General features: G+C 51.3%; 24 protein-coding genes, 1 tRNA gene and 1 pseudogene. 7 read left to right on the top strand and 19 right to left on the bottom strand.

Annotated features, from left to right (window positions below):
* A partial coding sequence (locus ACR0LH_RS21035) for an adenylate/guanylate cyclase domain-containing protein (RefSeq protein WP_480722343.1) occupies nt 1–825 on the bottom strand: 825 nt, incomplete at its 3' end.
* A 596-nt stretch (nt 826–1,421) separates the two neighbouring features.
* On the opposite strand from ACR0LH_RS21035, the gene ACR0LH_RS21030 reads away from it, so the two are divergent.
* A complete protein-coding gene (locus ACR0LH_RS21030) occupies nt 1,422–1,628 on the top strand; it encodes a cold-shock protein (RefSeq protein ID WP_170328727.1) in 207 nt (68 codons plus the stop codon).
* A gap of 72 nt (nt 1,629–1,700) precedes the next feature.
* Nucleotides 1,701–2,714 carry a fatty acid desaturase gene (locus ACR0LH_RS21025; RefSeq protein WP_174819312.1) on the top strand — a complete coding sequence of 338 codons (1,014 nt, stop codon included), beginning with the start codon at nt 1,701–1,703 and terminating at the stop codon, nt 2,712–2,714.
* On the opposite strand, the gene ACR0LH_RS21020 is transcribed toward ACR0LH_RS21025, so the two are convergent.
* The 3 genes from ACR0LH_RS21020 to ACR0LH_RS21010 form a co-directional block, all read right to left on the bottom strand.
* A complete protein-coding gene (locus tag ACR0LH_RS21020) occupies nt 2,706–2,954 on the bottom strand; it encodes a ParB N-terminal domain-containing protein (RefSeq protein ID WP_170353732.1) in 249 nt (82 codons plus the stop codon). The two genes, ACR0LH_RS21025 and ACR0LH_RS21020, sit on opposite strands and share 9 nt — an antisense overlap.
* Before the next feature lie 74 nt (nt 2,955–3,028).
* On the bottom strand, nt 3,029–3,718 hold the full coding sequence (locus ACR0LH_RS21015) for a hypothetical protein (RefSeq protein WP_170583825.1): 690 nt from the start codon (nt 3,716–3,718) through the stop codon (nt 3,029–3,031).
* A 183-nt stretch (nt 3,719–3,901) separates the two neighbouring features.
* The gene (locus tag ACR0LH_RS21010; protein ID WP_170486079.1) at nt 3,902–4,690 is read right to left on the bottom strand and encodes a hypothetical protein; all 789 of its coding nucleotides are present in this window, start codon (nt 4,688–4,690) and stop codon (nt 3,902–3,904) included.
* A 642-nt stretch (nt 4,691–5,332) separates the two neighbouring features.
* Between ACR0LH_RS21010 and ACR0LH_RS21005 the strand changes: the two genes are divergently transcribed.
* Nucleotides 5,333–6,031, top strand: a complete 699-nt coding sequence (locus tag ACR0LH_RS21005; protein WP_170527302.1) for a hypothetical protein — start codon at nt 5,333–5,335, stop codon at nt 6,029–6,031.
* A gap of 264 nt (nt 6,032–6,295) precedes the next feature.
* Here ACR0LH_RS21005 and ACR0LH_RS21000 read toward each other — a convergent pair whose 3' ends face one another.
* From ACR0LH_RS21000 to ACR0LH_RS20965, 8 genes are all read right to left on the bottom strand, one after another.
* On the bottom strand, nt 6,296–6,892 hold the full coding sequence (locus ACR0LH_RS21000) for a hypothetical protein (RefSeq protein WP_480504113.1): 597 nt from the start codon (nt 6,890–6,892) through the stop codon (nt 6,296–6,298).
* A 195-nt stretch (nt 6,893–7,087) separates the two neighbouring features.
* Entirely contained in the window at nt 7,088–7,399 is a 312-nt protein-coding gene (locus ACR0LH_RS20995; RefSeq protein ID WP_170603678.1) for a hypothetical protein, read from the bottom strand.
* The gene (locus ACR0LH_RS20990) at nt 7,396–7,551 is read right to left on the bottom strand and encodes a hypothetical protein (protein WP_170408639.1); all 156 of its coding nucleotides are present in this window, start codon (nt 7,549–7,551) and stop codon (nt 7,396–7,398) included. The genes ACR0LH_RS20995 and ACR0LH_RS20990 overlap by 4 nt, the downstream gene beginning before the upstream one ends.
* The gene (locus ACR0LH_RS20985; RefSeq protein ID WP_170428341.1) at nt 7,544–7,708 is read right to left on the bottom strand and encodes a hypothetical protein; all 165 of its coding nucleotides are present in this window, start codon (nt 7,706–7,708) and stop codon (nt 7,544–7,546) included. Before ACR0LH_RS20985 ends, ACR0LH_RS20990 begins: the two co-directional genes overlap by 8 nt.
* Complete coding sequence (locus ACR0LH_RS20980; RefSeq protein ID WP_170782243.1) at nt 7,701–8,759, bottom strand: hypothetical protein; 1,059 nt, start codon at nt 8,757–8,759, stop codon at nt 7,701–7,703. Before ACR0LH_RS20980 ends, ACR0LH_RS20985 begins: the two co-directional genes overlap by 8 nt.
* Before the next feature lie 3 nt (nt 8,760–8,762).
* Nucleotides 8,763–8,942, bottom strand: coding sequence for a hypothetical protein (locus ACR0LH_RS20975; protein WP_170782244.1), 180 nt, complete (start codon nt 8,940–8,942; stop codon nt 8,763–8,765).
* Nucleotides 8,942–9,448, bottom strand: a complete 507-nt coding sequence (locus ACR0LH_RS20970) for a hypothetical protein (RefSeq protein ID WP_480504111.1) — start codon at nt 9,446–9,448, stop codon at nt 8,942–8,944. Before ACR0LH_RS20970 ends, ACR0LH_RS20975 begins: the two co-directional genes overlap by 1 nt.
* Before the next feature lie 19 nt (nt 9,449–9,467).
* Nucleotides 9,468–9,561 (bottom strand) — tRNA-OTHER (locus tag ACR0LH_RS20965).
* Between the two features lie 465 nt (nt 9,562–10,026).
* On the opposite strand from ACR0LH_RS20965, the gene ACR0LH_RS20960 reads away from it, so the two are divergent.
* Nucleotides 10,027–11,001 carry an adenylate/guanylate cyclase domain-containing protein gene (locus ACR0LH_RS20960; RefSeq protein WP_170782234.1) on the top strand — a complete coding sequence of 325 codons (975 nt, stop codon included), beginning with the start codon at nt 10,027–10,029 and terminating at the stop codon, nt 10,999–11,001.
* Between the two features lie 84 nt (nt 11,002–11,085).
* Here the strand turns inward: ACR0LH_RS20960 and ACR0LH_RS20955 are convergent, their stop codons facing one another.
* Nucleotides 11,086–12,558 (bottom strand): DUF2779 domain-containing protein, encoded by a 1,473-nt coding sequence (locus ACR0LH_RS20955; protein WP_170782233.1) that lies wholly within the window; start codon nt 12,556–12,558, stop codon nt 11,086–11,088.
* A gap of 108 nt (nt 12,559–12,666) precedes the next feature.
* Nucleotides 12,667–13,443, bottom strand: a complete 777-nt coding sequence (locus tag ACR0LH_RS20950; protein WP_480722341.1) for a 2-keto-4-pentenoate hydratase — start codon at nt 13,441–13,443, stop codon at nt 12,667–12,669.
* Between the two features lie 123 nt (nt 13,444–13,566).
* On the opposite strand from ACR0LH_RS20950, the gene ACR0LH_RS20945 reads away from it, so the two are divergent.
* The gene (locus ACR0LH_RS20945) at nt 13,567–13,764 is read left to right on the top strand and encodes a DUF3955 domain-containing protein (protein ID WP_170657922.1); all 198 of its coding nucleotides are present in this window, start codon (nt 13,567–13,569) and stop codon (nt 13,762–13,764) included.
* Nucleotides 13,765–14,466: 702 nt separating this feature from the next.
* Nucleotides 14,467–16,839 carry an autotransporter family protein gene (locus ACR0LH_RS20940; RefSeq protein WP_480504108.1) on the top strand — a complete coding sequence of 791 codons (2,373 nt, stop codon included), beginning with the start codon at nt 14,467–14,469 and terminating at the stop codon, nt 16,837–16,839.
* 88 nt (nt 16,840–16,927) lie between these two features.
* Here ACR0LH_RS20940 and ACR0LH_RS20935 read toward each other — a convergent pair whose 3' ends face one another.
* Nucleotides 16,928–17,857: an SdiA-regulated domain-containing protein gene (locus ACR0LH_RS20935; RefSeq protein WP_170781838.1), complete on the bottom strand. Its 930-nt coding sequence runs from the start codon at nt 17,855–17,857 to the stop codon at nt 16,928–16,930.
* 169 nt (nt 17,858–18,026) lie between these two features.
* Here ACR0LH_RS20935 and ACR0LH_RS20930 point away from each other — a divergent pair, with 169 nt between their 5' ends.
* Nucleotides 18,027–18,785: a hypothetical protein gene (locus ACR0LH_RS20930; protein ID WP_170781837.1), complete on the top strand. Its 759-nt coding sequence runs from the start codon at nt 18,027–18,029 to the stop codon at nt 18,783–18,785.
* On the opposite strand, the gene ACR0LH_RS20925 is transcribed toward ACR0LH_RS20930, so the two are convergent.
* The 4 genes and pseudogenes from ACR0LH_RS20925 to ACR0LH_RS20910 all read right to left on the bottom strand — a co-directional run.
* Nucleotides 18,786–19,655 (bottom strand): metallophosphoesterase family protein, encoded by an 870-nt coding sequence (locus ACR0LH_RS20925; protein ID WP_480504107.1) that lies wholly within the window; start codon nt 19,653–19,655, stop codon nt 18,786–18,788.
* A gap of 61 nt (nt 19,656–19,716) precedes the next feature.
* Nucleotides 19,717–21,150 (bottom strand): hypothetical protein, encoded by a 1,434-nt coding sequence (locus ACR0LH_RS20920; protein ID WP_058282221.1) that lies wholly within the window; start codon nt 21,148–21,150, stop codon nt 19,717–19,719.
* Between the two features lie 1,001 nt (nt 21,151–22,151).
* On the bottom strand, nt 22,152–22,457 hold the full coding sequence (locus ACR0LH_RS20915) for a hypothetical protein (RefSeq protein WP_082643644.1): 306 nt from the start codon (nt 22,455–22,457) through the stop codon (nt 22,152–22,154).
* Nucleotides 22,458–22,509: 52 nt separating this feature from the next.
* Nucleotides 22,510–23,226, bottom strand: a pseudogene (locus tag ACR0LH_RS20910) (hypothetical protein); the annotation flags it as partial.

The following is a 23,226-nucleotide window of genomic DNA, read 5'->3' as shown; positions in this document are numbered from 1 at the left end:
ATGCATGCCGGACTTTGCATCGATTAGCTGTGCTGTGATCCTCACCCGGTTACCGCTTTGACGGACACTTCCCTCAAGAACAAGATCGACACCCTGCTCCAGACCGACCTGCTTCACGTCAACGGATCGACCTTTGTAGACGAATGTAGAGTTACGCGCGACGACCAGTAAATTCGGGAGTTTTGATAAAGTGGTGATGATCTCTTCGGTAATGCCATCTGCAAAAAACTCCTGATCGGGGTCAGAAGAAAGATTATCAAAAGGTAGGACGCCGATTAGCTGAGACTTTGTATGGCTAGCCGGAGTTACTCGCGGTGGGGCAGAACCTGGCGGCGACCATTGAAAGACTTCAATTGGTGACGGCGCGTTCTTAAACTGTCGCTCTCCAGCGCGATGAAATTGCTCAGCGAGGCGCTCGTCAAGGCTGCGATGGACGACATCTGAAATTAACACAGCCCCTTCGTCGGAAGCCTCTTGTAGACGTGCGGATAGATTGATGCCATCGCCGAAAATGTCATCTTCGTCGAATACAACATCTCCAAGATGCACGCCCACTCGTAGTTTCAGTGAGGACTGAGTTGACACCTGGCTTTGAAGATCAAGGGCGCATCGTACTGCATCAGATACCGAGTTAAACTCGACGATCCATCCATCACCCATCCTCTTAACGACATTACCGCGATGATCGCTAACCAAGGGATTAAATAGCTCTCGACGTAGAACACGAAGTTCGCTGAGAGTCCTATTTTCATCTGCCTTAATCTGGCCTGAGTAGTTTACTACATCGGCCGAGAGTACTGCGGAAAGTCTGCGGTCTCCATTCATGTCTATTGGTAGCGCAAATTACGTTGCTTGGAAAAGACAACATGACCTCCTGAACGTCGCGAATTTCCCAGTCAATGGCTTGGTGCGAAACTGTAAACTGAAAAGCGTGACTGTGAATGTCTGCTTCGGGCTGCCATCGGCCGATCCGTACACCGCAGAGAATGATCTATTAGAGCCCATTTTGACCGATGCTGCGCGATGTCCTAATGACAGCAATGCGCAGAAAGCGGACTTTGCAAAGTCTCGCCAAGGCACCAAAACGGACGCTTATCGCTGTCTCGTATGCAGCAGGTTAATATCCCAAAAATGATCGTTAGTCTTCTGTGCCGCTGACCCAAGCCACCTTCAAGTTTGGATCGAAGAGCAACGGTTTCACCTCTACTTGCCTAGTTCTAAGCCAGACAGGCTCAAATTCTCTGTTGTCCGCCAAAGCATCAAGGCTTGTATCGTGCGTAGTCGAAGTCCATATACACGAGGCTTACGTTTTTCTTTTTCGACCTGCTGTCTCCCCAATTCGGCGTTCAGTCTTTCGATTCAGACCGACCACGCCGAGTCGCCGCAATGATGCGGGCGGCACGTATTAGGAGACTTCCACCATGGCAAATGGCACAGTAAAATGGTTCAACTCAACCAAAGGTTTTGGCTTTATCGAGCCTGAAGATGGCAAGCGCGACGTGTTCGTGCATATCTCAGCAGTTGAACGTTCCGGCCTTAGCGAATTGAAAGACGGCCAAAAGGTTACTTTTGACGTCGAGGCTGGCCGTGACGGACGCGAAAGCGCCGCCAATCTGGCACTCGCCTGACCTTTTGCGGGCACCCCATAAGGGTGCCCGTTTGAACAATGGGCGACAATAAGCCGTCGGAGACCAAGTAAGTTGCAACCTAAAGACTGGACGCGGGTGCTCGCGCAATACCGTGTGCCCGATGCGAAGCGCAGTGTTTTTGAACTTGCGATCACTGTTTTCCCCTTATTCGCGCTATGGGCCCTAGCGTGGTTTGCGTTGTCATTTAGCGTCTGGATCGCAATATTGCTGGCCATCCTGAATGCCGCATTTCTGGTCCGTATCTTCATCATCATGCATGATTGTGGTCATGGATCTTTCTTTAGAAGCCGCAGCGCATGCAATTGGACTGGCCGGGTTCTGGGTGCTCTTACCGTTACACCTTATGACGTTTGGCGGCAAAGCCATGCGATTCACCATGCATCAACCGGTAACCTTGATCGGCGTGGTATGGGTGACATCCCTACATTGACCATTGAGGAATACCTGAAACGGAATTGGTTCGGGCGTGCCGCGTATCGTCTGACCCGGAACCCCGTCTTCCTGTTCGGTGTTGCGCCGATCTATACGTTCTTTATTCAATACCGCTTACCTGTTGGCTTCATGCGGTCGGGCTGGCTGTATTGGGCAAGTGCGATGGGAACAAACGCCGCAATTGCAGGGTTCTTGGCTCTGATTTTATGGGCCGGAGGCTTTGAGGTGGTGGCGTGTGTTTTCCTGCCAACCGTGATTGTCGCATCATCGATTGGTATTTGGCTTTTCTACATTCAACACCAGTTCGAACACACGACCTGGGACCGGGAAGAGGGCTGGAACCTTCAGAACGCCGCGTTCTATGGTAGTTCTCACTATGCCTTGCCTGGCATCTTGCGGTGGTTCTCTGGCAACATTGGTGTGCACCATGTTCACCACCTCGCCAGCCGCATACCGTTCTATCGGCTAAACGAAGTTTTGCGTGACCATTCTGAGTTGGAAAACTGCCAGCGTATTACTCTATATCAGAGCCTTCATTGTGCGCGATTGCATCTTTGGGATGAAAAAAGTCAGCGCCTGATGACCTTTTCAGAGGCTTTGTCAAACGCCAATCCCAAAAAGAGCTTAGTGTAGTCTGGCGCGGACCAAATAGGCTTCAATAGTATCACCGCCGAGGGCGCGGATAGCCTCTAGTCGGTGAAGACCTTCAATCAGCACGAACCTTTTGTTGTCAGCGCGTATCTGGATCGGGGTCTTCTGGCCATTCTTCAGGATATCTTCGGCCAGCGTCAGAACTTTTTGTTGATCAAGCGTTTTCGCCCGTTTCACAGGTACATAGATCAGGTCGAGCGGATATGGTCTTTTCTCCAACATAAGCTACGTGAGCAACCTTTCGTGCATTTGTTCCGGTTCGAAGTTCGCTACAGGAGCTGGGGCTGGAACGTACGTCATAGAACCGAACGAACAGCATCGCGCAGTTCCTGATGCATAATCCAAGTTGCTGGCTCGTCGTCACTTTCGATGTGAGAAAATGCCAGGACCTGAGCGGCGCCATCATTCTGTACCGATCCGCCTTCGGGAAGTTCGAGCTCTAGATACTCCGCAATCAATAGACCGATTTTCTTAAAGACCTTGATTGAGGCCTCGCGCGATTTGTAACCGGCCGCCTGAGACAAGTGACCAATGGTCAGACCGTCCTTGCCTGCGATTGTAAGTGCTTTGAGCAATGTGACCTGCGCGGGGGTGAGCCTGATCTGGCGTAATGCCTCTGCATATTCTCTTTCACTGGGAACGAAGGTGCCGGAGTTTCCCTCCAAACGGCGTTGACCGCTACGCTTCCTGTCTCGTTCTTCGAGAATTTCTTTTAAGGCCTCAATGGCCAATGCTGGTGTTTCTCCAACTGCGTCGGCAATCATTGCCTGCGTTTTAGCCGGCGGCTTGGGAAATGCCCGTGCAACACTATTGCCGCTCAGAACGCCAGCCTTAATCAAGTACTTTCCAAATTCTTCCTCAATCACTCCTGATACGTCAGCGTTCCGCGACTTACGAACACTGCGGTCCTGAAACGCTCTTTGTTCCAGACCATGAGCTGACATCTTTGAACTGGGAAGAGTTACTTGAGGGGCATTTTTACGCATCAGAGAAACACCACGGTAATTATCGCTGCAACGCACACTGCTGACGCAATAGATAACTTAATCCCACAGGACCGGCGACGCGCCTTTTCGGCTTTGAGACTTTTACCCAGGTTTTCGTTAATCGAGTTATAGTTCACGGCTTAGTCCTTCCGGATTTGTCAGGCGACTTTGGTTTCCACTAACTTATTGTCGCGGCGCATTTTCGGTGCACTGGTCGTTCTGTCTCGTGAACGGCCGGTTACATTCCCAACCATCACCTCTTCGATTCAAATGAGCGTTTGAAGGGACAAGGATCGCAACGCACTTGTCCCGGTTTGCGCGAAAACCACGTTCGCATTTCCATCCGGAATAAGTTTCAGGCGCGAGGTATGCATGCTGTGGAACTGCCACAGGCTCACAGCCGCTATCCGCTGCCCTGTAACCTCTGATGCACACCCAACCATCCGCGCTGTTTTTGTCAGTCAGGCGGCCGTTGCGCGGGACATCTATCGCAACACAATCCTGGTTCTCTTTACGAAATCCCCAGTTGCAGTGTATTTCCTGCACGCCAAACCGGGTTTCGACGTATCCATTTTGAGGTGCCATCACTTCTTCACAGAGTTCTCCGACACGCTGGAACAGCCGATTGCACTCCCACTGATCTCCTGTTGATGTAAGATAGGCATTTTCAGGAACTCTTATTTCCTCACAGAGTTCTCCGACATTCTGAAAACCGTGATTGCATTCCCAGCCGCTGCCATAGGTGCTACCCGTCAAAAATGCGTTTTCTGGTAAGTCTGTTCTTTGGCAGGATCCGTTCTTGTTTTCGAAACCTTCGTCACAAACAGACCCATCGGCATTGCCCGCGACCTGAGCAGGAAGCTGCGTTCCTGAGAGAAACACCAAAAGTATCGGGATCAAACAAAGAATGCAGCGAGCAAACACGATGAATGAATGGTCGACGCGGAGCCTGAGACCTGATCTATCGGGCATCTAGCACGCAATTTAAGAGCCATGTGTTGTTCATACTGCGCCTTCTTTCATGGGTCACGCGACGACTGGAGCACGTCAGGTGACAGTTGCAAATGCTTGCGAGGAACGAGCTCATAGCGAAGACCCCAGCGGAACCCGTTCCTATGCTGAGGCACATGCTACAATTAGTCTGAAGGCCATTGGATTATCGTAACCGGCAGCATCGCGGCGGCGAGTAATTTTTTACCAATGCACTCTTGTCGTTCCTAGTCTGTGAAGAGTCAAGGACGCACGCTCGTCAAGAAGCGTGTGCTGCGGAATGGTCAATTTTTGAGACCGGCGAGTTATTAGGTGGTTAAGAGAATAACTGAGAGGCAAAATTCACTTTGGGGCAATTTAGGTTGACAATTCATCTGTGAAATCGCCGGATTTCTTGGGCAACAATCTTGGAGGTGGTGAACGCTCGCCGCTCCAGCCTATTGCCGACACCGAACTAGGAGATTCGCAATTTCTATCGACAGTTTTGCGGACACTGAGATTGGAAGACACCTGGCCGACGCTGCACGTCGTTGCCGCATGGTTTTCTTTACTGGATTACCAGCATCAGGAAAGTCATTCCTGTTGCGTCAGCAGATATCCATTTCGGTCTCCTTGGGACGTCGCGTGCATATTATGCGTTGGGATACAGGTCTCGCGGCGTTTCAGACCGAAGATCTACTCGCTAGGTATCCAGATGTTTCGGATGGAACTCATCCGTTGATCCGAAAGGCTGCCGGGCTGTGGGGTCGGAGAGCCCTGGCGCGATGGCTGGCGGAGAATACCGACCCCACAGACTTGATTGTCGGAGAAGTCCCTATCATCGGAAACAGGTTTTCCGAGTTCATCCAGGCGCAGCCGGATCAGGTTGAACCAGCCTTAGCATCCGAGGAAACCACATTCATCTATCCCGTTCCTACAAAGAGCTTGCGTACCAATCTCGAAGCCTTCCGAAGGTCTACGTTTGCGAACCCAAAACACCCTGATGAGGCCAGAGATGCGCCTCCATCGACAATGGAACTGGCTTGGCGTTTGACGTGTGCCAAGGCCGCAGAATTGGGTTTGATCTCTGAAGCGGACAGTCATTCTCCGTACGAGGAGATGGTTTATGTGCGGTTTTTTGAGCACCTACTGCAACACCGAAACGCCATTAGAATTGGGGTCGATACGATTTATTCAAATGCCGGATCAGCCCATGATCTGGATGCGAACGTCTTAGAACTCAGTGCTAGCTCAGACGAAGTAAAGTACGCAATCGCAGAGGTAGAGACTACCTTTACAGTCGAAGCAGCCGCCCGAGAAGTTGAAAACTGGTATCGGGTGTAGCCTCGGACAAAGGTCTGTTCGGTTGGCATTTCGGAATTTGCAAAGCTTGGTTGCGAAGGTCCGCTTTGGGCTGGTTGCGGTCAACCATGCTCATCGTAGAGACTGGTGGTACATAGTTCCGCAGAGCAGTGCTGGGGAAATGCTTATCCGGGGCGCTTTGGTTCCTAGCAGGAGAGGCGCTTAGAAGAAGCACGCACTACTACAACTACAGTCGCCACAGACTTCTTATGTCAAATTTTGGTTAATGGCGGCAGGTAAGCTGTACTAGCGGTCTGGGTCTGTATCGAGCTTGCCCCAGAGATCATCAACCATATCTGAGAAGCCATCATTCGAGGCCTCCTTGGGCAGTAGACCAGCTCTTCGCCGGCGTTCGACCTCGGCCATTAGTTCTTCCTCTGTGGCTGATTCAACCACATCACATCGAAGAGTTTCAATCTCGTCCGCTGTCCACGACTCAAATTTGTCAGCGTAGAAGCCTAGGGAATACGGCTCGTCATCAGACATCTGCTTGATCACAGCATTCCAATCGTCATTCTGGTTCGATTCCTTTTCTATCCACTCGTCTGGTTCGCGAATGGACTCACGGATCAACGACAGCAGCTTTGCCTGAGCGCTTTTTTCACCAGCACCAGTCCCTGCAAGCCAAAGGTCTGCGATCTTGCGAACAAGCGACCAAACAGTTTGATTTCGTGGGTGGTCTTCGATTCTACCGCCAAGGCCTCGTTCTTCAACACCGAGCTGTTCAGATGCCCTCTCATTCATGCGGATATTGTAATCAGACACGTCAGCCAGATCTGAAGCGTTCTCAGCAATGGCTCGAGCGACCTCGTTTTCGCCGACATAGACAACCACCTTCAACATCCCGCTACCCCTTCCTTCGCCAGTTCATCACTCGGTCCAGGTAGCTGTAGTCCAGGTCTCGCATGATCCTTCGAACTCGCTCTGGGTCGACTTCGCGATCTTTTCCGGCAGTTTGGACGATGTGTCTGACGTAGATCGCCAACGCGACAATGATCACGGCGGATAAGATCAAGCTGATATGCTCCGCCCCCATCACTAAGTCTTCTTCCTTGGGTCTTCGATCCCGAGGTCGTCGAACACGTTGCCGCTACCATCAGTGATCTCGACATCATCGTCGTCAGTCACTAGATCCCAGGTGTTCTCTTTGACCCATTCATCCCGCCATTTGGGCGCATCGGCCGGACGCTGTGCAAAATCGGCGATTTGCTCGAAAATCATTTTGCGCAATGCAAGCCAGACCTCCGGACCCTCTTTGCGACGAGCTTGCAACTCTGCGATCAAGTCATCCAGAGGAACATCCTGTAACGGGCGCCCGAAGATCTCGTCTTCTGAAAAATCATCTGTCATCGCTCAACATCCTCGACACTGATCGTCAAGACTAAGATCTTGTTTGGTTTTACAGTGATCTCTTTTCCTTCAATCTCTCGAAGTTTGCCGTTCACCAAAGTCTCACAGATCACGAAAATTGGGATTTCCTCTTCTGTAGTCTCGTCACTCATCTGGTTTACCCTGCGGATCAGGCACCTTTCGCGACCGGATCTCATCCGAGGTAATCGGCTTGGTTAGTTTTGCTCGACCAGCCGCAATTTCAGCCTCCCGAAGCCTAAGCAAACGCAAGGTTTGTTCATCCAGCTCAACGTCGTCGTCATCACCCATCAGACTTCTCCCGAGTATAATAACAGTGAGAACAGAGCACTTGAGACCTGTCGGCTGTCCGAACGATGTCACCAACGTGGCCACACTCTTCACACGTCACGCCGCATCGAAACTTCATCCAGTCAGCGTACTCCTGAATGAGATCGTGGTATCGACTGAAACCGATGGAAATCTTGCCATCCTGGCCTTTCTTAATATTCGAGATCTGAATAGTTCCGGGGTCCAGTGCCCTGAACTCCTGACTGAAGGAAAGCTTGTGGAGTGCTTGCGAAATCACTACGAGCCAGCCCTTTCCGACCGCAGGAACAAGAGATGCGCAATCCGGGGAAACGAGGTCTGGATAGTTTTCCACAATGTCCAGCCTCAGGCTGTCGGGCCAGGATTCTTCGGCGCCCTCAAATCGCCGGCGCAGAGCATCATTGTAGCACCAGCTACAAAGCGTCGTCACAAACCCAAGGATGCTCTGGCGTTGGGCAGAATTAGAACAACCTTCACAGGTATGCTCAATCTGATCGACACGCCACTGGATCTCTTCACTCGTAGCCTGGTTGCAGCCCGGGCCCTCATAGACGCGCAAGCCTCCCCATTTCTGTTTGATCTGAACGATGGACGGGCGTTCATCACCAAACAGGTCGGGCTGCTCGTCGATCAACCTCTTCACTTTCTTAAGTGCAAGCGTAAGCTGCTCCGCCCACCCGGCACGATACTCACCAAGCTGCTTGAAGACGCTTCCATGAATATCATTCCAGTCGACAACACTGCTCATCACTGACCTCCGGGCCCGCGCCTCTTTGAGATCGTGTGAAACTTCCGCTATAGCAGTCATCATACGGTCGACCACTTCACGGCCATCACACTCGACATGCAGACCCTCGGTCGACCATGTGACGTCAGAGACGTGCGGAGCTGGGTAGTTGTGCGCCATCACCATACGCATCTCTTCGGCGTACCAGGCGTCAAATGAGCGGAGATCATCTGGAGCTCCATGGTCCTCGATCACACCTCGAACCTTTTCCCGGAATTCCTTCCAGCTCTTTTCGAAATCATCCATCAGTCACATTCTCCAGAACTTGGTCTTGTTGAGATGGAAGACCCCTCTCGAGACTTGGCAAAGGGCAATCGGCGGGACATGACCGGTGGCCAGCGAGCCCGTATTCATGAGCTTCCGGGCGTAGTCCTCATCATCGTCGCCTTCGATAATTTTATTGAAGATCACTTGTTGTTCGGCGGTCATCACCAGTCCTTCTTCACGCACGCGGGGCACCGATTACGGTCATCCGTTCGGTCGATCTGACCGAAATAGCCACAAACTGAGCAGGTCATTTGATCCCGAACAGGATTTTTCCGAACGCCAAAGAACCTCTTCCTTTCAGGGTGGCGCTTGCTCGCGACATCATGCGCGCACCAACAACACAGGGTCGTGTACCAGCCGTTCAGAAGTTGGGTCTCAGCAGCGTTTGAGCATCGCTCACAGGTACGATTTGCTCGTGCAATCGTGGTGGTGATCATCGACTGGATGTGTCGATCATCACACCTGTGGTAGATGCGGAGCTGTCCCAGCTTCTCCTTGATCTGGAGGACAAAGGGGTAGGTGGCACCCTTCAGATCGCAGTATTCCTTAACCTCTGTGAAGAGCTTTGTGGTCAAGCCGGACCAGCCTTCGGGTGTGCGTCCGAGGCTCTCCTCGACCGATTGCTTGATGTCGTCGAAATCAATTGCGTTCGTAACTTCGTCCGCCATGTCGGACACCTCCTGAGGATGGTAGGAGGCGTCGGAATCGAACCGACTCGTGCACTCTAATCTGGAGCAATTACAAGGATATAAGCCTCGCCCGCATACCAATGCTGCCTCCCACGGATTTCGCGTGGGTTATCGACCTCAGGCCGATATTCGATGGCAGTGGATGCGTTTGTTCGTCATGAAACGAAGCTGAACCAGTTCGTATGACCATGTCAAGACGGAGTGTGCTGCACTTCGAAATTCACCGCGTAGTTCCGGGAACCTTCTAGCTTAGCGTGTGCCAAAAAGAATGAAGCATCCTATTTTACGGGTCAGTACAGCGTCGAGTAGCTCTCAGACAGCGAAACGATTCGATCCCCTATGATCCGGACGCGAACTCAGAAACTCCGTCGATAGTTCGCTCTGAACCGACGCGCGTCTTTTGATCTGCGTCTGATGCGCTCTGTTCTGGAAAAATACAAAAGTCTTGATCTGACCAAACCTCAGCGGCAGCATTGACCTGTATCTTTCGAAAAATGGAGATCCCGGTTGCAAGACCTTGTAAGCCTCATTCCATTTAGCGTCTCGAGTCATTTGTGATGATACGTTCCTCACCTGAATTACTGGCGGTTTCGAGGCGTTGGTATGAAATACTCAGAACCAAGAAGAATACTGATGAGTTGCAGAATTTTCTGTCGAAAGCAGATGAACTAAGGTTCGTTGGAACTGGCGAAGGTGAGTTTTGGAGCGGGCGAGCAGTTCGCGGTGGGGTTAGCAGCTTTTTCGCGGAGATTCCGGCACCGGTCGTTTTCGAAGAAGTTGAGGCGGAAGCCTTTGAAAACGGAGAAACGGGATGGTCGTCCTTCGTCCATAAGATTCAGTTTGTCGGCTTTGATGAAGCCGTCTTTTATCGCACTGTCCTAATTTTTGTCTTGGAGGGAGCGGCTTGGAAGATCATTAATCGCCACGCTTCAGTGCCAACGCCAAATATTGAGCTCGTGGGTAAAGAACAGCCGGCCATCCAAAAACTGGTCGATGCTGCGCGTGAAGAGGGACCCGAGCTGATCCAAACCGAAGGTTTAGCTTCGGTACTTTTCACTGATGTGGAGGGCAGTACAACTTTAGCGGAAGCGTTGGGTGATCAGCGTTGGTCGGTGCTGATCGAAAACCACTTCCAAGTCTTATCGGCGATCATTGAAAAGCATAATGGCCAGTTCGTTAAATCCCTTGGAGATGGAACGTTGTCAGTCTTTCCGTCTGCGAAAGAAGCGCTAACGGCCGCTATCAAGATTCAGAAGGCCATTGCATCGGCAACCGGGGAGCCATCTTTCGGTGTTCGGATTGGGATTCACACCGGTGATGTCGTGCAATCTCGTGGAGATTTTTTCGGTACTGTGGTCAACAAAGCGTCACGCATAACGACCGTTGGTGCGGAAGGCGAGATACTCGTTTCAGATGCGACTCGCGCCATGGTCGGAGGACGAACCGATTTCTCATTTTCTCAAATAGAACCCAGACTCCTGAAAGGTCTACGCGGTCACCACGTCTTGTATCGGTTGGAGTGGCAAGATTGAGTATTACGGCTGCCTTAACGCCGACAGATCACACGGATACCCCGCAGAGCTCGGTCGCAAAAGTCTTGCGGTACGCACCACAGCTCACATCGCCAGCAATTCCCGATGAATGGCGACCATCGCCCAGGTGTCGCGCGTGCAATACGCCACAAGATCAGAATAGACCTTCTCGCGCGCTGGATCATCCGGTTCTGTCAATGTTACGTCCTTCCAAAGACGAGATGCGCTTGCCCCCTCTTTGATGTCCAGATCATCGTATGAAAGTTCTGGCAAAAACGCAGGAAGAACGGCCTTGACAGAGGCGCTTCCCTTGAACGCGGGATCGTTGATCACTTCATCCGCAAACGGCTTCATAAGATCTACAACCCGTGCGTTTAGGCCTTCCAGGAACTCTGCATGCTCTGGATAAGTTTCCGCCATTTCCGCATTGCGCGATTTCTCGAACGGCGCATACCAAACCACTACAGAGCCAACGTCTCCCATGTCCTCACGTAGCCTTTCCAGTAAGGCTGGCATCGGGTTACTGGCGTCTCGGTGGAGATACTCCCTGTGCTCAATTTCTCCGCCAGGCTCATGCTGGATATGCAAGGAATACTGGAAAGCCACTTGCTGATAGGGACGCGTTCCGTCCCAGGGTGGCACCAAACTCTGAGACGTTTCGTAGTCAAAATAATAGACCGGATAGACAATCTCGCTCAGAAACCTGCTCAACTCCTGATGATCGATTGTGCGTGCACCGTTCGCCACTGCTCTCAAGTAGCGTTGTGTCGACTTGCCCAACACAGATGGATCAGTGATCTCGTCAATCTTTGTGATCCCATTTGCGATGAGTTCCGAGGCTTTTTCCGCGTTCATGAACGGAAGGCGGTGAATGCTGTCTTGCACGATTGGAGGGTCGAGCTTTTCGCGAATGTCCAGCCATTCACCGTAGGATTTAAGGCGCGCTCGTTCGGGGGATGGATCAGGCATCGTACCACTGGCAACGACGCTCAATGCCTGATCAATCCTAGTGCGTGTTTTTTCGAGCTGCTCAGTCACCGCATCCGTGATGTCAGTGATGCTGACAAGCTCTTGCGGATTGATTTCGCCATTTCTGAAGTAATCACGGTTCACATGTGCCACTTCGCAGCGCGAAATGGGGAACCCGGCTGCCTCAAGCACGACACGCTGGAATGCGAGATCAAAAGTGTGTTCGGGCTTTGCAGATGTCCCGCTCTTGATCTCTGTCAAAACGTACCCATCGCTACTGCGACTCACGATGTCGGAGATGCAAGTTATGGTTCCATCTTCATAGCGTCCCTGTGCCACGGCGTTCGCACCATCTCTCCAAGCATCCAGAGTGCGCGCGGGCAGAGCCTGGTATTCTGAAAAATCTGAAAAGCCGAGTTTTATGAGATCACCAAAAAGCTCCTCTGCATAAGGTTCAAACGCGTGCCCCTCGTCAAAGCGTGCTTGCAATGAGGGGTCAATTGGCGGCAACAGATGCCCGGCGTGTTTTTTGATCCATAGCCAGGCAGGGTGCCTGAGAAACATCATGTAATCTGATTTGGATAGCATCGTGTAACTTGCATCCCAGAATTGATGAAACCAGTGGAAGACCATCATGGTCAGCTATTGAGAGCAGCTTTTCTTTGGTGCAGTCGGCGTCACCACTCTACCAAAGCCTCATGTAAATCGTACGGATAGCTCGGTGTCCATCACGCCACCAAAACCAGCTGACCATTGTTCGCCCGGCGAAACTGGCCATGCGTCCGTCAATGTGCCAGTTGTGACTAGCTCGCCTCCTTGAAGCTGGTCGTCTTTGGAAAGCAGAGACACAAGATGAGCCAGGACTTTGATTGGGCCTCCAAGCGCGTTTTCACCCTTGCCGGCCTCGATAGCCTCGGTGCCCTTGAACAACGCTAGTGGCACTTCGGCCAAGCCGATCAAAACATCATGCGTCGCCGCGATTTTGTCGCCAAGAACAAGGCAGCCGTGCAATCCTTGTGCTGCGATTGAATCTTCGACTGAGAATTTCCAGTCGGGATAAATCGATTGCACGATTTCAAACCCTGATGCGACCCACTCCACGCAACCTGCCAACTGTTCATTGTTCATTTCAGCCGTCGGCGCATCGCCGAGGCCAAGTACGATTTCTGGCTCGATTCTCGGTTCTGAATACCTTGCCAAGTTTACCGGCTGATCAGTCGAAAACAGCCCATCTGAGTGGACCTCTCCCCAAATGGGTTGATCCACACCATAAACAGGCCAAATCGTGCGGTTCGTGAAGCCGACTTTTCTGCCAACTCTTTCTTTGCCCAAAATCTCGCGGACACGACTAGCAATCGAATATGCGTCATCCAGCGATAGCTGTCCTGCCTCTGAAGACAGTTTAGGTATCTGCTGGGCAGAGGTCAGGGCATCAGCGATTGTCTTAGCGTTAGCTTCAATATCTCTTGTCATATTCGCATTATACGCGCCTACGGCTGGATTGCGATGCAATCAAGGTATTGAAGAACTAGGCTCCTCAATTCACAGGTATGAAAAACGATGCTAACTATTGGCCCATTCCCTAGGAGACCTGACATGACCAAACTTCGCCTTTTTGGTATCGTCATCCTTTTCCTTGCAGCACTAAGTGGGCTTTCAGAGCACCTGTTTTATGGCGGTGTCGATCCAAACGGCGTTCTGCAAGAAAGCTTCTTTTTGCCGCTGACTTTCATTCTCGCAGCAATTGGCATCGTTGTGCTCGTAGCTTCTTTGTTCCAATCGCGGCGTGACTGAGACGCGTCCGTCTGTTCCAAAACGCAAATCGGGTAATCTCCAGGATGGCGACCTCCGCCCAAGTCTAGGCAGGCCTCCTCAAATTGGTAACGTTCGACCGCACCTCCCGCTAGGAACATGCATAACCCGACCGTCAATACGGTGAGCGCCAACAGTATCTTCGTACTCCGTGTCATTTCTCAGTTTATTGTTTCATTCTCTTGATGTCAGTCAACCAGCTTTCAGATCTTGTCGAAAATTGGCAAGCTCTGAAACTCAAACTTCAAATTGGTTTCGTCGAGTTTCTGAATAAGGGACGCGCTCTCGATCAGATCAATCTCGGTCCAGAAGTTTTGGCCTACTAGCTTGAAAAGGTGCGTATCGGCGGAGCGGTGAGCATCTGCATTGATCTTAGCTTTCGACTCCGAAACCCAATGATCCATGCCTATACTCAATGGCGCTGTTCAGCGCCCATCAAGCTCGGGAAAATCGTTTCAAGGCTTGACCTTTTGCGATTGCTTCTACGCAAAGGTGGATTTGGTCGGAATGTAAAACCCGGCTTGTCTTGCCTCGCAGTAAATGCACGAGCAGGTCTGCATTGCGCAGACCTTCCCGTGTTGTGAGCTTGCTCAAATGCCACAACAAAAAATCCAAAAAGATAAACTTTGTTTTTCAAGTCCTAAGTTGAGGTAGCTTCGCTTGTACCGCGAGAGGAGAAAGTTGGTGACAAACAATAGGCCGTTCCCACTAAGTCGAATTGCTCAGCGCATCACTCTGGCGAATATCTCATTCTTAATCTTGGCGTATTTCTTACTGTCCGGCGATGCCCAGGCCCAAAGTTCGCAATCTTGCGTTGAAGTTGGTGCTCCGCGTCAAGAATACACTGCTGGAACAGAGACCATTCTTAGCGGGCAGACGATATCCTCTACTGTTAAATCCTGCCTGCCAATTCCAAACGGGCCCATCACGGCGCTTCTGATTGGTAATTCCACCATAACGCCTTCTGGGGAAATTGAGCTGTATGTCCCGGGGCAGAGTCAAAATCCAGACAGAGCATCGGTACTGACTTTGTTGAACGTCGATGTCGCGGCTGGGAGCGGCGACTTTGTTTCACGGGAGGCCCTGACGACGCAAATCAACGGCAAGCTACGGGTGAATATTATAGGCACTTCGATTGGTTCGGGAAGGTCGATGACATTCGCACCCGCCAATGGTGGAGACGTTGACCCTACCGAGGTGTATTTCCAATCAGACACGCCGTTAACTTACGATAACTTGACAGTAACAAACGCGACGGAAATCGCGTTTGGTGTGATCAACATTCAGACAAGAATTGCTCAAGCGTCTGATTTTACACTGACCAACAGTTCAATGACGGCCACCAGCAATATGGTGATCGGTGCTGGTTCAACACTTCGGCTTGACGCGTCCAGCAGCTTAACCACGGTCGATTTTGATAACTTTGGTACTCTGGCCGGCAACGGCACCGTGAACGCATTCAATTTCAACGTGAGAAATGGCGCTGTTCTTTCACCAGGCTCCTCGATTGGGACGTTGAATATTAATAGTGCAATTTCCTTCGATGCAGGGTCGACGATTTTGTCGGAAGTCGACCCCGCAGCGGCACAAAATGCGGATCTGGTTTCGTCAACAGACGCAGTCACTGGTATCAACAACGCCACCATACAAGTCGAAGCCGTTCGTCCCGGCCTGACTGCGCAGGACTATGCTGCTGGCAACGACTACACGGTTTTTCAAGCCTCGAGTTTCGATGGAAACTCCCCAACTCTTGTTGCCGGAGGATCTCTGCCCGCCCTATCCAGTCTGAGTATCTCAAACACGCCAACCGCGGACGGTAGAATTGATATTGCGGTTTCGACACTCCCCGTTTCGAGTTTACCGCAACATCCATCAGTTGTTGGATCTCCCAATGCAAGCAACCTTGCTGGTGCGGTGGCCAACACCACAAACACGTCTCCAGGAACCAACCTGACCAACGGCACAACCTTGGGCAATGCCGTTAACACGCTTACCAATTCAGGTTTGGCTGGGTTTAATCGTGTGCACGCAGAACCCTATTCCTCCAATTTGACCGTTGGGCTTGAGCAACTCGACCTGATAACCAACACAGTGCTGAGCCACGCTGACTGCCGCAAGTATCAAGCGGTTGGCTTCAACAATGAGGATCAACCTATTGCATCGGGAGACATCGACTCGGCCCAGAGCCCGAGCGGCGCAATAGACTGCTCTGATCGGCGCTGGTGGATCGACACGGCCTATGTGAGCGGGGACGTTGATGGAAGCAATGGCCTTGGCACATTCGACTATTCGCTGGGCACCATTTTGGTTGGAGCTGATGTCGCAAGCACCAATAGAGGTGTGGTCGGCGTGTATGCAGGTTTTGGGACATCCTCCATGGATGAACACGATCAAGTCGATCAGGACTTTTCGACCGACAGCTATCATGTGGGCGTGTATGGGCGTACAACAACAGGAACTTGGGAGTTCTCCGGACTGATCGGTTACATGTTCGGTGAAACTGATGCCAAGCGGAACAACCCTTCTGTTGATGGCTTTACGGGGGGCGAGGCTAAATCGGATTTGGACCAAGAGGGAATCCACGCCGGTATCCAGGCACGGAAGTTGTTTAACCTGGAGAGCGGTGCAAGGGTTTCTACGGTTTTCGGATTGAACTACGGGCGTATCCAACAAGGTTCAGGCACAGAGACTGGCGGTGGTGATTTCAATTACTCGATTGAAAAAGCGGATGCAGAATCGCTGGTCGCTTCCATTGGAGTTGACTACCAGCGGGATTTCTTGACAGAGAATGGTGTGCTAACCCCAATCGCCTTTGCTCGTTACGAGTATGATTTTTTTGCCAACAAGGATAGTGAGCACGAAATCACTGTAACGAGCCCGATATTTGGGACATTCACGCAAGTCGGACAAAACCGAGGCGCCAATGGTTTCGTTCTTGGGCTTGGACTGGGCTATCAGATTTCTGATCTGGCAAGACTAACGGCAGGGTATGGTTACTCAGTTCGTTCCAACGGCCAAGAGCATGGCCTCGGTGCAAACTTAAGTGTTCGGTTCTGATTAGGGTGGAGCAACGAAGAGGAGTGGTAAGTTAGCTGCAACAACTTGCGGAAGCTATCGTGGCAATGTGAGCGTCATTCTCTAGCGATCAAAATTTGGGGATATTAAAAACATAAAGCCGCGATTTCTTGGCGTCGTCTGTCAGTATATAGAGAAGCCCTCTGGTCTCATCGAGAGCGATCCCTTCGGGATGTTTAACTTCCTTTTGTTTGCCATCTTCTGTGAACGTCAAACTGATAGACTTTATGGACTTGGACTCTGGATCGTAGACGAAGATTTGACGGCCTTTGTCACTCACAATCCAAAGAGAACGTGAGGACGGGGACCATGCTAGGCCGCTCAAATCCAGTTCATCATCATCTACACGCTCGGAGATAAAACCTGCATCGCGGGCTAAAGGAATGATCTCAATAATTTCGTCTAGCTCTGGCGATAACACCATTAACAACCTTGGTTGTCCCTCAATCCCAACGAAGACCCGCCCGGATTCCGGGTCAACGGCGATGCCTTCGGGTCCCTTGTTCAAAGGGTTGCCGACGAGTAATGCAGCGGCGGCCGAGTAACCTTTAAGAGATGTGAGAGGGATTGTAGTTAGTTGAATGGGGTCAGTCGGGTGAACGACTAGAATTGATCGATCAGTTTCCTGAAGTACTAAAACAGACCCATCTTTTCGTGATGCGACGCCCTCCAGATCTGATCCCGCCAATGAAGGCAGCTTGAATGAGTTTCCTAATGCCCCGTCGATTCCAAGTAGGTGCAGTTTAGGTTCAGCGTCGCTTACTGACCATAAGAAGCCTTCGGCGTTGGACAGAGACAATCCTGAAGGCTCTGAGAAGCCTTCCGATTTATCCGCCACCTTGAAGGAGTCGATGAGTGTCAAACCGGGGTTGTCGGCATGGGCGAACTCGATCCAAGCCAAAAATGCGACAGCGGCGCTTGCAAAGGAAGCCAATTTCGCAAGCTTGGGGAAGCACCGTGAAAACCCAATTTTCGACCGAAGCAGCTTGTGTTCTGACATTGGATATTCTCGCGCATGAACCACTTCCCTGTATCAGCGTTCGTATCACAGTCCGAATGCGATGTCCGAAGAATGCACGGTAATCTCTTTACCTGATCGCGCCTGTTGCGATTGAATTGGACAAGATGGCGGAACGCAATCTGCCAGAGCAAGCAGGAAGGAAGTTAAGTTGAACAAGACTTTCCCACTCATGGCCGCGCTATTGATGGTGCTGTTGCCAGGCGCTGCGGTAACACAAATCGACCCCGCTACGATGCTGGCCGGTACTTCAGAGTCGGAAATACTTATCGAACGACGTTGGATACAGTTTCGGGGCAAACAGGAACTGTATTTTTTTACTCTCGACGTCATCGTAACTGTCATATTGACTGGACTAATCGTTTATCACCCTGTGAGGCGGAGAGCCCGCAGAAGTGTCAGTGATATCATGATGCCCAGGCTGTTCTTCCTATACGCGCTTGTCGGCATGGCGGTTGGATTCTTGGTAGTCCAGCACGGATCAATGATCGGGTTCGTGATCTTTGGAATAGGAGCCCTGTTGAGGTTCCGATCAAATATGGATGACCCGGTCGACACGGTGGAAATGATTATAGTGACCGTGCTTGGGCTGGCGGTAGGGCTGGGCTTGCCCTTGATGGCCACATTGGTGGCGGTTGTATGTTGGTGTTTCATTTGGCTCGGTGGGCGAAACAAGGGCGTGGAAATTTCGCTCAAGGCTTCAGACGAAGAGCACTCATTGAAAGTCAGCGGAGCCATTGAAGCCATGGCCGCAGACGCTGGCTGGAAGCTGGTCAGAAGACACCACGTTCCCGGCAAATCTCGCGTTTCATTGCTTTTCATTACCTCGGGTGGATTGTCGGAAGCTCGGATCGAAGAGATGATAAACGATCTGGTCCCTGATAAAGTTGAGCTGAAACTCAACCTCTAGTCATTTCACAAGGTCTAAGCGTTTCAGCACCGCATTCGGGGATCTGATCTCTTTCGGGAGCGATTTGAAGTTTACTGACCTTTCGAAATCAGGCCCTCGATATACTGCTATCCCAAACTCTCCACTTGGTTGGAACGTAACATGAGTGAAGCTGTGAGGTGATTTGACATTGTCACCAATAAGCCGTCGCGGGCCACCTCCCAAACAAGCTTGGGAAACATAAGCCACACCGTCTTTCCAGCCTGGGTAGAAGGCATGATGGTGGCCTGACAGATGCAGAACGACACCGCTTTCCAAATAGATTTTTTCAAGTGTTGGGTCACCGATGATTTCGTGTTCGCGCTGGATCGCGAAGGGCCAAAGTGGGAGGTGACTGAAAGTGACAACCGGATTTCCATTTGCACCCAGTTCCACAAGTCGGTCCTGTTGATCACCGGATAGCGGCCCTAAGGTCGTAGCATCCAAAGATGCAAACGTTACGCCCTGCATCTCAAACGCGTAGAAGAACGGGTAGTCATCCGAAACCAGGAAGTCGACGTCTGGTTTTCGTGGTATCCATTCCTCTGCGTATATTTTTCTTTCACGCTCGAACCCACGGTACGCAGAGGCATCATGGTTTCCTGGCGTGACCGCAAATGGAATGCCGGCAGCCTCTAAAGGATCTGATACGGCCTCGTGAAACGCCTTCCACATATCCCTGACCTGTTTGTCGGACAAGTTGGGAATGCGCTGTCCCGCAACCATATCTCCGGTCGAAATAACCAGATCTGGATCAATCTCGACTATCCGCTTAATCGCTTTGTCGACGCGGGCATCGTATCTTACCGAACCATAGCTTCCGTTCAGATCCGATATGACGATAACATCCAATGCCGCCGCTTTGCAGGCGAGCAGAGCGGTCCAAATGAACACCGCAATAAGAGCAGAACACCTACGGGTCATTACAGTCCAAGGCCCCTACCTCGGTGTCGTTTCTCAAAAAGAATGCGACAGGATCCAAGTCGAACATCAAATCGCCATTTGAACAATTGCTCTGGAGGATGGACGTTGCCAGCGCAGTATTTTTGACAACTTGTGCAATCTGACTGTCTGACAAACCAAAGCTTTGCGATAGCCAGTCATGGATCGGGCCTTGGGTTTGAAGGTCACTATTCAATGCAACCAGGCGTCGATATGTGCTTGGAGAGAAGTGGCGAATTTTCTCCAGCATTTGAGTAGATTTCGCGAAGTTGGCATACTCGACACGCCCACCAGCATCGTTGTCGTTTAGATTGCTGCGACGGATCAATAACGCGTCGGCGGGAACGTCTCCATCGTTTGGTTCATGGTGCTTGGCTTTCTTATGCTTCAGTTTTCCGTCTTCGACCCAATACCAATAGGGTGTGAAGTCTATGTTTCCCACGCGGTCCTGCTGGCTAAAGATAAAATCAAGGAGAACAATCTCGGTAAGCTCTTGCATCCAAAAGGTCATCTGTTGGTCACTGACATCGGGACCGAGATCCTTGTTGATCATCCGGTCTTTACGGCCTTCTTTAACGCCCTCTGCAATGGCCTCTGGCATGGGTTTCGAAGAACGCAAAGCTAAGAAAGCGGGGGTTTCCTGAAAATCGCGGTTCTGACCTTTCCCCCATCCAGATTTGCGTGTGCCGTTGATTTCCGAGCCGTATCTATGCCCAGGACTATCGAGCAGTACACCGTATATTTGCGTTCGATCCGAAGTGAATAAATCGTCGGTTGGCTGGTATGAGGCTGGGTCAGCATCCGCAGCTGCGAAGACCCGCCAGCCTTCATGGTTCATGCGTCCGCCATGAGAGCCACCAGAAATCGCAAGGCCAGGCTCGGCGACCTCGGAAAAATGCGCCTGGGTGTCCATGCTACGCCAAACGGCGACTGGAATTTTTACAGTCGTGTCGAAATATCTGGAGAAATGATAGTAAAGCAGCGACGAGGTGGAAAAGGTTCCACTGGTGCCCTTTTGGTTCATGGTGGATTTGAATTTGGCCACCCTGTCCTTGGCCAGATCTTTCGCCGCCTTCCCCTCTTTGCAAGCGTTTCTCTCGAACTCAGAACGGTTCCCCGTGTAGGGTCCTTCCGAAATATCGTAGACGGCCATTCCTGGGCTGGTGCTCCAGGTTTTCGGGCAAATAGCAATTTCGGAGGCATAGAAATCGATCTCGCAATAGGCTGTCTCTTCCTCAAGATCGCTTTTTTGATACGCGCCCGTTGGAACTTTTTCGATCCGAATGCAGCGTTCCGTAACGCCGTTGGGACTCTCAAATGTTGTGGCTTCACCGAGGACATCGTCGCTCGCCCACAAGGCAGTGGGTGCAATGAAAGCCAGTGACCCCAGAAGATTGAACCTCATTTGGATACTCCTCCCGATATCATTTGGGGCAAATCGCTGCCTGTTGTTCGGTAGAGATCGTCAAATTGGGGTCGACACTGAATTTGGAGAACTTTGAGTCAATCCACTGGTCACACCCGCCTGAACATGGGGCACCGTTACGGGCCTCATTCCAATAGTCCTTGGCCCTTTCTTCCGTCCAACCGCAAAACTGAACGAGCGCCATTGCCGACAATGCTCCCGAGGAATGAACGCCCCACATGCAGTGCACCAGAACAGGACCCTTTCTAGGGTTTTCAATCACCTCATGTATGGACGCCATGACGGCACTGGGACGGGAGGATCTGGCGCTCTGATAGTCAAAGGATCCGTTTCCACAACTGGTGCGACCGTATTCAGTGTTTTTGCCAAAGTCGGCATAAAACCCGGTTGAAAACCCTTCACCGCACAGAGTTTCGCGTTGACCTTCACTCAGGCCCGTTCGATCCTTATCGCCACCTTTGAAACCAGAGCGATACAATACTCCGCTTAAGACTGGGCGAAAGAAAGCAACGCCGTCAACGCCTCCGTCGCTACCTTTTGAGAGCATTTGACTGTTGCTTGGACCGCCATTTCGACTGGTTACGTCAGAATTCGCAGCGGTTGCGAGAACACCAATGAATATGAGGGACGTCAAAAACCGCATGCCAGCTCCTTTCTATTTTTCAGCCTGTTATGCTCACACTCTTCCCACTTGGAAATCTATTGGAGCGGCTCAATCTCAGCAGCCTTATCAAGTGCGCGATAGACTTTCCGACGTGAAGCTTTAAATCGGCCACACCAGATTGATGATAAAGACGACCACGAAGTAGGCCAGAAAAACTTTCCAGTTCAATTGGTGTTTGTTTTCTTCGTTTATCACGCCGGCCGATTTCAATGCCAGGTTTGTTACAATTAGAGCGACGATGGTAACCGCCGCATGTGCCAAGTCGAAATGCAAACTAAAGCTCCCTATTGCAGATATTTGATTGATGAAAAATGTGTCAGCAGTCACCTGATGGCAGCATAGTTACATCTGAGTACCTTCCCTCAGACGTCGTGATCCGAGCACAAGCAACAGTATCCTTGTTAAACCAGTACGAGGTCAGCCCTTCGCTGCGGACGAGTTCAAATCCGAGACTCTGGATGCCCATTTCAGCTTGGCCCGCTTTTGCCCCTTCAAATGACGAAAGATCGCTAGAGCTGCCCACAGTTGGTGCACTTGCATCCACTGATCCACCACTGTCGTCGCATGCTGCAAGCGCAGTAATACACGCTGTGCCGATCACCAATAGGACCTTGGGTTTCATCTGTTTTTCCTTCGCTATTTGGACTTGCGTTCCAGGGTTTCTGATTGATCACCTATTCAATTCCGAAAATTACGTTGTAGTCGACGGAAGAGTTGCTGCGATTGATAACCTCCACAACATGATCACCAGATTGCCAAAGCTGCCCTCGATACTCCTTGTCCGCCGACATTAATCCCAACAGTTCAGAACCATCGGGGTTACGAATAACGTAGTCTAAGGAGCCATTTCGCGGAGCAACGCGGACGTAAAGAAACTGTTCGTTTTTCGCACCAAGAACATATTGCTGTGACGCTCCGGGCGCGAGTTCACCAACGAGTTCGGCGCCGGTGGAACCAGCATCGAATTTGACACGTTGGCTACCAGTAGACCCGGCGGCGCCTGCCATGGCTCCACCGCCATCATCCATCGCTTCGACAACCGACATCTCGCCGATGCTACCATCCTTGTACGCGATGCAGCGCCAAAGTGTTCCGCCTGCGTCTCGTAGCATGACGAGCGTGCCCGCTTCTGAGAACTCTGAGCTTTCAATCGTACCTGATTGACCGTCTGGTCCTCCAACCTGTCGCAAATGATCGATACACGCGTCGTCTGCTTCAGACATTGCAAAAGAAGCCGTGCCTGCGATTGCGAACATCGGTGCGAGGAATTTGAGTACAGCGAATTTCATCAGATGGTCCCTTGCTGGCTGATCCTTAGAGTTTTGTTCCGTACAAAGCGGAACCTCACTTCGCGTCTCGTAACTTTGACAGAAATTCATCGCATGCCTGCG

It is taken from the genome of Ruegeria sp. CL6 (assembly GCF_056536465.1).
The sequence above is the reverse complement of the archived record's forward strand: the minus strand, read 5'-3'. Positions and strand labels throughout refer to the sequence as shown.

What these genes read in the sequence shown, in the direction of transcription:
- ACR0LH_RS20955 (WP_170782233.1), bottom strand. Translation starts at nt 12,558, where the DNA reads ATGCTATCCAAATCAGATTACATGATGTTTCTCAGGCACCCTGCCTGG.
- ACR0LH_RS21015 (WP_170583825.1), bottom strand. Translation starts at nt 3,718, where the DNA reads ATGCGTAAAAATGCCCCTCAAGTAACTCTTCCCAGTTCAAAGATGTCA.
- ACR0LH_RS20935 (WP_170781838.1), bottom strand. Translation starts at nt 17,857, where the DNA reads ATGTCAGAACACAAGCTGCTTCGGTCGAAAATTGGGTTTTCACGGTGC.
- ACR0LH_RS20975 (WP_170782244.1), bottom strand. Translation starts at nt 8,942, where the DNA reads ATGACCGCCGAACAACAAGTGATCTTCAATAAAATTATCGAAGGCGAC.
- ACR0LH_RS21010 (WP_170486079.1), bottom strand. Translation starts at nt 4,690, where the DNA reads ATGCCCGATAGATCAGGTCTCAGGCTCCGCGTCGACCATTCATTCATC.
- ACR0LH_RS20995 (WP_170603678.1), bottom strand. Translation starts at nt 7,399, where the DNA reads ATGACAGATGATTTTTCAGAAGACGAGATCTTCGGGCGCCCGTTACAG.
- ACR0LH_RS20960 (WP_170782234.1), top strand. Translation starts at nt 10,027, where the DNA reads ATGATACGTTCCTCACCTGAATTACTGGCGGTTTCGAGGCGTTGGTAT.
- ACR0LH_RS20915 (WP_082643644.1), bottom strand. Translation starts at nt 22,457, where the DNA reads ATGAAACCCAAGGTCCTATTGGTGATCGGCACAGCGTGTATTACTGCG.
- ACR0LH_RS20950 (WP_480722341.1), bottom strand. Translation starts at nt 13,443, where the DNA reads ATGACAAGAGATATTGAAGCTAACGCTAAGACAATCGCTGATGCCCTG.
- ACR0LH_RS20970 (WP_480504111.1), bottom strand. Translation starts at nt 9,448, where the DNA reads ATGGCGGACGAAGTTACGAACGCAATTGATTTCGACGACATCAAGCAA.
- ACR0LH_RS20920 (WP_058282221.1), bottom strand. Translation starts at nt 21,150, where the DNA reads ATGAGGTTCAATCTTCTGGGGTCACTGGCTTTCATTGCACCCACTGCC.
- ACR0LH_RS21030 (WP_170328727.1), top strand. Translation starts at nt 1,422, where the DNA reads ATGGCAAATGGCACAGTAAAATGGTTCAACTCAACCAAAGGTTTTGGC.
- ACR0LH_RS20990 (WP_170408639.1), bottom strand. Translation starts at nt 7,551, where the DNA reads ATGAGTGACGAGACTACAGAAGAGGAAATCCCAATTTTCGTGATCTGT.
- ACR0LH_RS20945 (WP_170657922.1), top strand. Translation starts at nt 13,567, where the DNA reads ATGACCAAACTTCGCCTTTTTGGTATCGTCATCCTTTTCCTTGCAGCA.
- ACR0LH_RS21020 (WP_170353732.1), bottom strand. Translation starts at nt 2,954, where the DNA reads ATGTTGGAGAAAAGACCATATCCGCTCGACCTGATCTATGTACCTGTG.
- ACR0LH_RS20980 (WP_170782243.1), bottom strand. Translation starts at nt 8,759, where the DNA reads ATGGATGATTTCGAAAAGAGCTGGAAGGAATTCCGGGAAAAGGTTCGA.
- ACR0LH_RS20985 (WP_170428341.1), bottom strand. Translation starts at nt 7,708, where the DNA reads ATGGGTGATGACGACGACGTTGAGCTGGATGAACAAACCTTGCGTTTG.
- ACR0LH_RS21000 (WP_480504113.1), bottom strand. Translation starts at nt 6,892, where the DNA reads ATGTTGAAGGTGGTTGTCTATGTCGGCGAAAACGAGGTCGCTCGAGCC.